This is a genomic window from Streptomyces sp. WAC05292, assembly GCF_003949955.1.
Lineage (GTDB): Bacteria > Actinomycetota > Actinomycetes > Streptomycetales > Streptomycetaceae > Streptomyces > Streptomyces globosus.
Genome location: NZ_RPSE01000517.1, coordinates 1 through 3,543, shown reverse-complemented (window position 1 = coordinate 3,543; position 3,543 = coordinate 1). Strand labels below are relative to the sequence as shown.

Annotated in this window: 3 protein-coding genes; all 3 read left to right on the top strand. The window is 76.6% G+C overall.

Annotation, left to right across the window (positions count from 1 at the left end):
* The coding region (locus tag EF903_RS30285; RefSeq protein ID WP_148142613.1) for a glycosyltransferase at positions 1–1,032 on the top strand (1,032 nt) is incomplete at its 5' end.
* Positions 1,029–2,132, top strand: coding sequence for a class I SAM-dependent methyltransferase (locus tag EF903_RS30280; protein WP_185902905.1), 1,104 nt, complete (start codon positions 1,029–1,031; stop codon positions 2,130–2,132). The genes EF903_RS30285 and EF903_RS30280, both read left to right, overlap by 4 nt.
* Before the next feature lie 104 nt (positions 2,133–2,236).
* Positions 2,237–3,520 carry a hypothetical protein gene (locus EF903_RS34480; RefSeq protein ID WP_185902904.1) on the top strand — a complete coding sequence of 428 codons (1,284 nt, stop codon included), beginning with the start codon at positions 2,237–2,239 and terminating at the stop codon, positions 3,518–3,520.
* The last annotated feature ends 23 nt before the right edge of the window (positions 3,521–3,543 follow it).

The following is a 3,543-nucleotide window of genomic DNA, read 5'->3' as shown; positions in this document are numbered from 1 at the left end:
GAACGCCCCGACCGCCTCGCGGACCCCGTGCGGCCGCCCGGCATGCGGGGCCCGGCAGCGCTGCGCTTCCTGTGGGAGCGCTTCCTGGTGCCGCTCGCCGAGGCCATGGCCCCCGGGGTCCGCGAGGCGGTCGGGGCGTTCCGCCCGGACGCGGTCGTCGCCGACCAGCAGGCGCTGGCGGGGGCGCTGGTCGCCGAGGAGCTGGGGATCCCGTGGGCCACGTCGGCGACGACGTCCGCGGAGTTCGCGGACGCGCTCGCCCCGATGCCGCGGGTCGCCGCCTGGAACGACGAGCTGCTGAGCGGCCTGCGCCGGCGGATCGGGCGCCCGGGCGGCACCTGCGACCCGCGCTTCTCCCCGTACCTCGTGCTCGCGTTCAGCACCCCCGAGCTGGCGGGGCCGGTCCTGCGCGGCGGCGACCGGATCGCCTGGGTCGGGCCCTCGCTGGCGGCCCGGCCGCGCCCGGCGGCGTTCCCGTGGGAGCGTCTCGATCCGGGGCGTGCGCTGGTGCTGGTGACGCTGGGGACCGCGAACGCCGGCGCCGGCGGGCGGTTCCTCACGGAGGCGGCGGGCGCCGTGCGGGCGCGGGCCGGGGCGGTGCAGGGCGTGTTCGCCGATCCCGACGGAGTCCTCGGCGTGCGGGAGGACGATCCGGACGTCGTCGCGTTGCCGTACGTGCCGCAGCTCGACCTGCTGGAGCGGGCCGCGGCCGCGGTCTGCCACGCCGGGCACAACACCGTGTGCGAGGCGCTGTGGCACGGCGTCCCGCTGGTCGTGGCGCCGATCCGCGACGACCAGCCGGTGGTCGCCGCGCAGGTGGCGGGGTGCGGCGCCGGCGTCCGGGTCCGCTTCGGGCGCGCCGGCGCCGCCGCCATCGGCGCGGCCCTCGACACCGTGCTGGGGGAGCCGCGGATCCGGGCGGCGGCTGCGGGCGTCTCCGCGGCGTTCCGGGCGGCGGGCGGCGCGGCCGCCGCGGCGGACCATCTGGAACGGCTGGCCCGGCCGCCGGCCGGGGAAGGGGAGGACGGATGAGCGGGCGCAGGGAGCGCGCGGCCCGGGTGGCCGCGCTGCGGGCGGCGTACCGGGAGGAACTCGCGGACGGCACGGCGGTGTTCTTCGAGCCGCGCGCGCACCGCTGCCCGTGGTGCGGCTCGGGCCGGCTGGGGGGCCGGCTGCGCACGGCGGACCTGTTGCAGCACAAGCCGGGCGAGTTCGCCCTGGACCGGTGCCACGACTGCGGGCACGTCTTCCAGAACCCGCGGCTGAGCGAGCGCGGACTGGCCTTCTACTACCGGGACTTCTACGACGGCCTGGGCGAGGAGCGCCTCGCCGGGGTCTTCGCGGGGCGTACGGCCTCCTACCGGGCGCGCGCCGAGTCGGTACGCCCGCACCTGGCCGGTCCGGCGGAGTGGCTGGACGTGGGCACCGGGCACGGGCACTTCTGCGCGACGGCCGCGGAGCTCCTGCCCGACGTGGCGTTCGACGGCCTGGACCGCTCCGACGGGGCGGAGCTGGGCGAGCTCGCGGGCCGGGTCCGGCACGGGCACCGCGGGACGTTCGCCGAGCTGGCGCAGAAGGCGCCCGGGTCGTACGACGTGGTGAGCATGTTCCACTACCTGGAGCACGCGCCGGACCCGCTCGCCGAGTTGGAGGCGGCGTACGCGGTCCTGCGGCCCGGCGGGCTGCTCGTGGTGGACGTGCCGGACCCGGAGAGCCGCTGGGCGCGGCTGCTGGGCCGCTGGTGGCTGCCGTGGCTCCAGCCGCAGCACCTGCACCTGGCGCCGGCGGGCAACCTGCGCCGGAGGCTGGAGGCGTGCGGGTTCACCGTGCTGGCGCAGGAGCACGCGCAGGCGCACGACGCGGTGGACCTGGTGGCGGCGGCGTGGCTGGCGCTGGACGCGGTGGCGCCCCGGGAGGACCTGCCGTGGCTTCCGGAGCCGCCGGGCGCGGCCCGGCGGGCACTGCGGGGCGCCGCCCTGGTGGCCGGGGTGCCGCTGCTGCTGGCGGCGACCGTCATGGACCGGGCGGTGGCGGGCCCGGCGGCGGAGCGGTGGGGGCTGACGAACGCCTACCGGCTGGTGGCCCGCCGCGAGGCTCCCTCTGACGGTGCATCCGCTTCCACCGGAAGGTGAGCCCCCGGTTCCGGGCGGCTTTCGGACCGGTGCGAGACTGTGCCCCGGTCCGGACGGGAGCGTCCGGGCCGGCAGTACGGGCGAGCGGCCGGCGGGAGGCGCAGTTGAGCATCAGTGTCGAGGGACAGGTCGACTTGGCGGGGCCGGCGGGCAGGCTGCTGCACCGGCGGAGGCTGCACAACTCCACGGTGATGCAGTCGTTCGGCATCGACCCGGTCACCGGGGACGTCTTCGTCCTCCAGGTCGTCGAGGGCGGCCTCACCCTCCCCGGCGAGTCCGGCCCCCGCACCGGCCGCCAGCGCGCGTACGCCGGCGACCTCGCCGTGACCCGCCTCGACCCGGCGGGCACGATCACCGGGCACATGTACCTGCGGGGCTTCGGCCACGGCGTGTCCATGGGCGTCGAGCACCACGACGGCGTCTCGCGGCTGTGGACCGAGACCGCGTCCGTCCCGATGGGTTCGAACGTGCCCGAGGAGGAGAAGGACGGCTACGGCACCGCCGTCACGCACTTCGAGTTCCGCAGCGGCACGACCCTCTCCCAGGGCTCCGCGCAACTCGCCCCGGCCTACCGGCCGGTGTCCGGCGCCACCAACGTCACCTGCACCATCGACCCGACGACGAACCGCGTCGTCGTCCGCTTCAAGAGCGGCACCATGCTGTTCGAGTCGTACGACCTGGACAGGGCCCGGGCGGGCGACTGGACGCCGATCGCCCGGATCGCCCAGCCGGACGCGAAGGGCACCTTCCAGGGGTACGCCTCCCTGGGCCGCGTCCTGTACATGGTGGCCGGCAACGGCTACTCGGACACGGTGAAGCCGCCGGGCAACACCTGGCTGACGGCCGTGGACTGGACGGACGGGTCCGTCCTCGACCAGCGGTTCAGCACCGCGGCCCCGGGCCTGGAGCTGCGGGAGCCCGAGGGGATGGCCGTCTCGGTGCGCGGCGGGGTGCCGCACGTGCACGTCGGGTTCGCGGGCGAGGAGCCCGGCCCGCGCACCTGCACGATCGTGTCGCTCTCGGGGGCGCCCGAGGTCGACGGGGTGAAGGTGCTGGCCGACTGGCAGCCGATCCCCCTCGCGAGCGGCGTCACCGCGGACGTGCGGGCCCCGCGGGGACGCCTCGTCGGCATCGCGGGTACGACGGTGCTGCAGCTGAGCGGAGGGGTGAAGGGCAGCTTCGAGGCGGACACCCTGATCGGCCGGCTGCCCGACGCCCTGGCTCCGAGCATGGCGGCCCAGTGCAGCGTCCCGCGCAACAACAGCGGCGGGGTGTGCACCGCGCGGGCGGAGGCGAACGCGATCCGCGAGCTGTGGCTCTACGGCGGGCGTACGACGAACCCGATCACCTGGGCGCAGCTGGACAACTACAGCGCCGTCTGGCGCTGACCGCACACGGCCCTCCCCCGCTC

Coding starts and splice junctions, on each gene's coding strand:
- EF903_RS30280 (WP_185902905.1), top strand. CDS start 1,029: ATGAGCGGGCGCAGGGAGCGCGCGGCCCGGGTGGCCGCGCTGCGGGCG.